The organism is Micromonospora sp. II (assembly GCF_001709195.1).
GTDB classification, from domain to species: domain Bacteria; phylum Actinomycetota; class Actinomycetes; order Mycobacteriales; family Micromonosporaceae; genus Micromonospora; species Micromonospora chalcea.
Genome location: NZ_LYXF01000008.1, coordinates 154,559 through 161,074 on the forward strand (window position 1 = coordinate 154,559; position 6,516 = coordinate 161,074).

At 72.9% G+C, this 6,516-nt stretch carries 7 protein-coding genes; 6 read left to right on the top strand and 1 reads right to left on the bottom strand.

Annotated elements, in window-relative coordinates:
- The first annotated feature begins 49 nt into the window (after nt 1–49).
- From A8711_RS05620 to A8711_RS05645, 6 genes are all read left to right on the top strand, one after another.
- Complete coding sequence (locus A8711_RS05620) at nt 50–613, top strand: DUF177 domain-containing protein (RefSeq protein ID WP_043325942.1); 564 nt, start codon at nt 50–52, stop codon at nt 611–613.
- 5 nt (nt 614–618) lie between these two features.
- Complete coding sequence (gene rpmF / locus A8711_RS05625; RefSeq protein WP_030500827.1) at nt 619–792, top strand: 50S ribosomal protein L32; 174 nt, start codon at nt 619–621, stop codon at nt 790–792.
- Nucleotides 793–924: 132 nt separating this feature from the next.
- The gene (locus A8711_RS05630) at nt 925–1,884 is read left to right on the top strand and encodes a phosphate acyltransferase PlsX (protein ID WP_176722757.1); all 960 of its coding nucleotides are present in this window, start codon (nt 925–927) and stop codon (nt 1,882–1,884) included.
- Nucleotides 1,881–2,669, top strand: coding sequence for a ribonuclease III (gene rnc, locus A8711_RS05635; RefSeq protein ID WP_043325941.1), 789 nt, complete (start codon nt 1,881–1,883; stop codon nt 2,667–2,669). Before A8711_RS05630 ends, rnc begins: the two co-directional genes overlap by 4 nt.
- Nucleotides 2,662–3,519, top strand: a complete 858-nt coding sequence (mutM, locus tag A8711_RS05640; protein ID WP_043325939.1) for a bifunctional DNA-formamidopyrimidine glycosylase/DNA-(apurinic or apyrimidinic site) lyase — start codon at nt 2,662–2,664, stop codon at nt 3,517–3,519. Before rnc ends, mutM begins: the two co-directional genes overlap by 8 nt.
- Before the next feature lie 238 nt (nt 3,520–3,757).
- On the top strand, nt 3,758–5,974 hold the full coding sequence (locus tag A8711_RS05645; protein WP_043325938.1) for an MMPL family transporter: 2,217 nt from the start codon (nt 3,758–3,760) through the stop codon (nt 5,972–5,974).
- A gap of 151 nt (nt 5,975–6,125) precedes the next feature.
- On the opposite strand, the gene A8711_RS05650 is transcribed toward A8711_RS05645, so the two are convergent.
- Nucleotides 6,126–6,516 (bottom strand): transposase (locus A8711_RS05650; RefSeq protein WP_141707645.1); only part of this gene is annotated, 391 nt, incomplete at its 5' end.

The following is a 6,516-nucleotide window of genomic DNA, read 5'->3' on the forward strand; positions in this document are numbered from 1 at the left end:
CCAGGCAGGTAACCTTCTTTGTCGGCCTCTCATCGGCCGGAGTCTGACTATGCCCAAACACTCGCCAAGCACACTCGACCCCAGGTCGCCGCTGGTCCTCGACACGAGGGAACTGCCGCGCCGACCTGGCGCGTTGCGTACGCACAAGCGGGTCGTGCCGGCACCGGCGGACCTCGGCGTGGAGTTGATCAGTGTGCCGGAGGGCGCGGACCTCGACCTCGACCTGAGGTTGGAGTCGGTGTCCGAGGGCGTGCTCGTCTCCGGGACCGTCACCGGTCCCGTCAAGGGCGAGTGCGGCCGCTGCCTGCGCGAGATCGACGAATCGTTGGCCGTGACGATCCAGGAGCTGTACGCGTACGAGAACAGCACCACGGACGACACGACCGATGAGGACGAGGTGGGCCGGATGCAGGGCGATCTGATCGACCTGGAGCCGGCGTTGCGGGACGCGGTGGTGCTGGCGCTGCCGACGAACCCGCTCTGCCGGGAGGACTGCCCAGGCCTGTGCCCCGACTGCGGGGTGCACTGGGACGATCTGCCGGCCGATCACAGCCATCAGCAGGTCGACCCGCGTTGGGCGAGCCTGACGCAACTGACCCGTACAGAGGAGTAAGAACCGTGGCCGTCCCCAAGCGCAAGATGTCGCGCAGCAACACCCGCGCCCGCCGGGCGAACTGGAAGGCCTCGGCGGTGGCGACCGTGGCCTGCCCGCAGTGCAAGTCGGCCAAGCTGCCGCACGCCGCCTGCTCCGTCTGCGGCACCTACAACGGCCGTCAGGTCCTCGAGGTCTGACGCGGACGCCGAGTGACGTCCCCGACCACCGGTCGGGTGACGCGCGCACCAAGGCTCACGCCCGGTGCCCCGGCTCCCTCCACCGCCGACCGGCCCCCGGCCGGCGGGCCGGCGGAGCCGGGCACCGCGCGGATCGCCGTCGACCTCCTCGGCGGGGACGATGCTCCCGCCGTCGTGGTTGACGGCGCTCTGCGAGCGGTACGCACTGATCCCGCCCTGCACCTGATGCTCGTCGGCCCGATCGAGGTGGCCGGCGAGCTGATCGGTGCGCTCGACCCGGCGCAGCGAGCCCGGGTCACGGTCCGCCCGGTGCGGACCGCCGTCGGCATGGCCGACCATCCCACCGCCGCCCGCGGCGAGAGCACGGTACGCACGGCCGTGCAGGCCGTCCGCGACGGCCTCGCCGACGCCGTGGTCTCCGCCGGCTCGACCGGCGCCACAGTCACCGCCGCCGCGCTCGGCCTCGGCCGCTGGACCGGGATACGCCGCCCCGCGCTCGTCGCCACGCTGCCCGCCGTCGAGGGGCCCGTGGTGCTGCTGGACGTGGGCGGCACGCTCGAACCCGGCCCCGCCACGCTGACCCGGCACGCCGTCCTGGGCGCCGCCTACGCGGCAGTGGCGCACTCCGTCACCGCGCCCCGCGTCGGGTTGCTCTCCGTCGGGCACGAGACCGGCAAGGGCGACCGGCTGCGCCGCCACACCGATCCCGCGATCGCCGCCCTGGCGCTGCCCTGTGACGCGCGCTACGTCGGCCTGGTCGAGGGGTACGACATCTCCCTCGGCGCCCGCGCCGACGTGGTGGTGACCGACGGCTTCACCGGCAACGTCCTGCTGAAGGCCATCGAGGGCGCGTACGCGATGGCCGGTGGCCCTCCGCCCGGCGGCGGCGCGCCCCGCGCCGCCGCCCTGCTGGGGGTGGGCGGCACCGTGGTCGTGTGCCACGGCGCGGCCGGCTCCGAGGACGTCGCCTCGGGCATCGCCCTGGCCGCTCACCTGTGGCGCCGCGACGCCGCCGGAACGGTCCGCGCCCTGCTCGCCGACGTTGCGCACGAACCCGCACCTGACCGACACGACACCGAGGTAGCACCATGACCAACGACAAGCGGCGGCGTGCTCCCGTCGGCCACCTGGAGGCGGCCTTCGGAGTGTCGCTCGACCCGGAACTGCTGGAACGCGCGCTGACCCACCGCTCGTACGCGTACGAGAACGGCGGCCTGCCCACGAACGAGCGGCTGGAGTTCCTGGGCGACTCGGTGCTCGGCGTGGTGATCACCACTGCGCTGTTCCACAACCACCCCGACCTGCCCGAGGGTCAGCTGGCGAAGCTGCGCGCCAGCGTCGTCAACATGCGGGCGCTCGCCGACGTGGCGCGTGGCCTGGGCCCGGACGGGCTGGGCGCGTACCTGCTGCTGGGCAAGGGCGAGGAGGCCACCGGCGGGCGGGACAAGGCGAGCATCCTGGCCGACACGCTGGAGGCGCTGCTGGGCGCGATCTACCTCCAGTACGGCCTGGACACCGCGGCCATCGTGATCCACCGGCTCTTCGACCCGCTGATGGCCGAATCGGCGGGCCGGGGCGCGGCGCTGGACTGGAAGACCAGCCTCCAGGAGCTGACCGCGGCGCTGGGGCTCGGCGTGCCGGAGTACCGGATCGAGGGCACCGGACCGGACCACCTGAAGACGTTCACCGCCTGGGTGGTGGTCGCCGGCAACCGCTACGGCGGCGCGGAGGGGCGCAGCAAGAAGGAAGCCGAGCAGCGCGCCGCCGAGTCGGCCTGGCGGATGATCACCGAGCGGGCCGAGGCCGAGGCGGCGGGGGACGAGACGGCGGGGCAGGACGAGACGGCGGACGTCGAGGCGGGCGCCGGCCGTGCCTGAGCTGCCCGAGGTCGAGACCGTCCGGGTGGGACTGGCCCAGTGGGTGATCGGCCGGCGGATCGCCGCCGTCGAGGTGCGCCACCCCCGGGCGGTACGCCGGCACGCGCCGGGCAGCGCGCACTTCGCCGACGTGCTCGCCGGGCGGACGATCACCGGCGTACGCCGCCGCGGCAAGTACCTCTGGCTGCCGCTGGACAGCGGTGACGCGGTGATCGGCCACCTCGGCATGTCCGGCCAGTTGCTGTTGCAGCCGGCCGGCGCGGCCGACGAGCTGCACCTGCGGGTCCGGTTCCGGTTCGCCGACGACGGGCCGGAGCTGCGCTTCGTCGACCAGCGCACGTTCGGCGGGCTGTCCGTCTCCGAAGGCGGGGCGGAGCTGCCGGCCGAGATCGCGCACATCGCCCGCGACCCGATGGACCCGGAGTTCTCCGACGAGGCGTTCGTGGCGGCGCTGCGCCGCAAGCGTACGGAGATCAAACGCGCGCTGCTCGACCAGACGCTGATCTCCGGGGTGGGCAACATCTACGCCGACGAGGCACTGTGGCGGGCGAAGCTGCACGGCGCCCGCCCGGCCGACGCGCTCACCCGCCCGGCCGCGCTGCGGCTGCTCGGGCACGTCCGGGACGTGCTCGCCGAGGCGATCAAGCAGGGCGGCACCAGCTTCGACGAGCTGTACGTGAACGTCAACGGCGAGAGCGGCTACTTCGACAGGTCGCTGAACGCCTACGGCCGGGAGGCCGAACCCTGCCCGCGCTGCGGCGCGCCGATCCGGCGGGAGGCGTTCATGAACCGGTCCTCCTACAGCTGCCCGCGATGCCAGCCGCGGCCCCGGGGCACCCTCCGGGGTTGACCCCGAGCCGATTCGGGGTTGCGCCGGTGTGCATCGCCCGACGGTCCCCGGAGACGCGCCGGAGCGTACCCGGAGATGCCCTTTTCCGCCCGGTCCGTGCGGCCGGTTCCGGCCGCGCGGACCGCGCCCGCCGGATCGGGGACGAGCGGGGGCCGTTCCCCGATGCCGGGGCCCCGCCTGCTGCCTAGCGTCATCTGGGTCGGCGCAGGGCCGGCATCAGGAGGGTGGAACCCGGAACATGGGCAGGCGACCGGTGACCGTGCGGCTGGCACGGTGGAGTGCGGAGCATCCGTGGCGCGCGATCGCGTTGTGGGTGGTCTTCGTGGCGGTGTGTTTCGTGGGCGGCAGCGCCGCCGGGCTGAACGAGGCGACCGACGAGGATCAGGCGATCGGCGAGTTCGGACGGGCACAGCTGATCGTCGACAGTGGCGGGTTCGACCGGCCGGCGACCGAGAACGTGCTGATCACCGCCCGCTCGGGTTCGCTCGACCAGACCGCGGCGAAGGCCGCCGCGCAGGACGCGGCCGACCGGCTGCGGCAGGTCGACGGCGTGGCGTCGATCGGTACGCCGATGCCGTCGCGCGACGGCAGCGCGCTGCTGGTGCCGATCACCATGTCGGGCGACCCGGGCACCGCCGGGGACCGGGTGCAGCCGCTGCGGGACACCACCGCGAAGGTGCAGGACGCGCACCCGCAGCTGCGGGTGGAGCAGGTCGGCGGCCCGTCGATCGACAAGGCGCTCGACGACACGCTCGGCAAGGACTTCAAGCGCGCCGAGCTGCTCAGCCTGCCGGTGACGCTGGCCATCCTGATCATCGCGTTCGGCGCGCTGATCGCCGCCGGTGTGCCGGTGCTGCTGGCACTCTCCTCGGTGGCGGCCGCGATGGGCCTCTCCACGCTCGCCTCGCACCTGGTGCCGGCCACCGACACCACCGCCAGCGTCATCCTGCTGATCGGTATGGCGGTCGGCGTCGACTACTCGCTGTTCTACGTGCGGCGGGAGCGGGAGGAACGAGCGAAGGGCCGCTCCGGTCTGGACGCGGTGGAGATCGCGGCGGAGACCTCCGGGCACGCCGTGGTGGTCTCCGGCACCGCCGTGATCATCTCGATGGGCGGTCTGCTGCTCGCCCAGGACGCGATCTTCTCCTCGCTGGCCGTCGGCTCGATCCTGGTGGTGGCGGTCGCGGTGATCGGCTCGCTCACAGTGCTGCCGGCGCTGCTGGCGAAGCTGGGCCGCTGGGTGGACCGGCCGCGGGTGCCGCTGCTGTGGCGCCTCACCGCGCCGCGCACCGGTCAGTCGGCCCGGCCCCGGTTCTGGCCGGCGGTGCTCAAGCCGGCGCTGCGCGCGCCGGTGGCGACGCTGCTGATCTCGGTGGCGCTGCTGCTCGCGCTGGCCGCGCCCGCGCTCGGCATGAAGCTGAAGTTCCCCGGCCCGGAGGACGTGCCGCGCACCACCGCCGCCATGCAGGCGTACGACCGGCTCACCGCGGCGTTCCCGAGCAACGGCACCAGCCACACGGTCGCCGTGCGGGCGCCCGCCGAGCAGGCCGACCGGGTACGGGCCGCGCTCACCGACCTGGCCGGCCGGACCGCCACGGACCCGCTCTTCGCGCCGGCCGAGGGGGACGGCCCGGAGATCCAGGTGTCGGCGGACCGGCGGGTGTCGGTGCTGGAGGTGGCCACGCCGCACGCCAGCCGCTCCGACGAGGCGTCCCGGTCGCTGCACGAGCTGCGCGAGGACCTGGTGCCGGCCACGCTCGGCGGCATCCCGGGCGTGGAGTACGCGGTCGGCGGCGGCGTGGCCGCCAGCGAGGACTACGCCGCCCACATCTGGGCGAAGCTGCCGATCGTCGCCGCGTTCGTGCTGGCGCTGACGTTCCTGGTGATGGCGTGGACGTTCCGGTCGGTGGTGGTGGCGCTGACCTCGATCCTGCTGAACCTGCTCTCCGCCGGGGCCGCGTACGGGCTGCTGGTGCTGGTCTTCCAGAGCACCTGGGCGGAAGGGCTCCTCGGCTTCACCTCGATGGACGCGATCGTCACCTGGCTGCCGCTGTTCCTGTTCGTGGTCCTCTTCGGCTTGTCGATGGACTACCACGTCTTCGTGGTCAGCCGGATCCGTGAGGCGATCGACCGGGGCATGCCCAACCGGGAGGCGGTGGCGCACGGCATCACCTCCTCGGCCGGGGTGGTGACCAGCGCGGCGGTGGTGATGGTGGCGGTGTTCTCCATCTTCGCCACGCTCAGCATGATCGACTTCAAGCAGCTCGGCATCGGCCTGGCGGCGGCGATCCTGCTGGACGCCACGATCATCCGGGCGGTCGTGCTGCCCTCGGTGATGACGCTGCTGGGTGACGCGAACTGGTGGGCGCCACGCTTCATGCGCCGCCGTACGGTCGTCGCCCCGGCGGTGGAGCCGCCGCCCGCCCCGGCCCCGGAGCTGGTCGGCGCCCGCTGATTCCGGGTCCGGGCGCCGGTCCGCGCGGCATGTCCGTCGCGGCTTGACATCCGGTCCGGACCGTGCTGGCGGCTGAGACGGCATCCCCTAGTGAGCGATATACCTGAGAGTCATAATTATGGGTCTTGTGACGGATGTGTGGGTCGGGTGTTCATGGGCGGGGTAGTTCGGGTCGGTGGCCGCCGAGGCTGAGCATGGCCATGGCAATGAGGGCTTCGGATGAGTGGAAGCCGAAGGCCATGCGGGTGATGAGGCGGATCTTGGCGTTGACGGACTCGATGCGGCCGTTGGACAGGCCATGGGTGATGGCGGCGATGATCTGGTCGCGGTGACGGGTGACGCGTCGTTGTAGGTCGATGAAGATGTCGATGCGGCTGCGGCGGGCCCACCCGATCCATCGGTCGAGGGCCTCGACTGCGGCTGTCGGGCTGGTCTTGGCCAGGGTGAACACCAGTCGGAGGCCTTCTTTCAACGCCCAGGCCCGGTGCAGGCGGGGGTGGGTCTTGGCGATCCAGGCGAGTTTGGCCTGCTGGGCGTCGGTG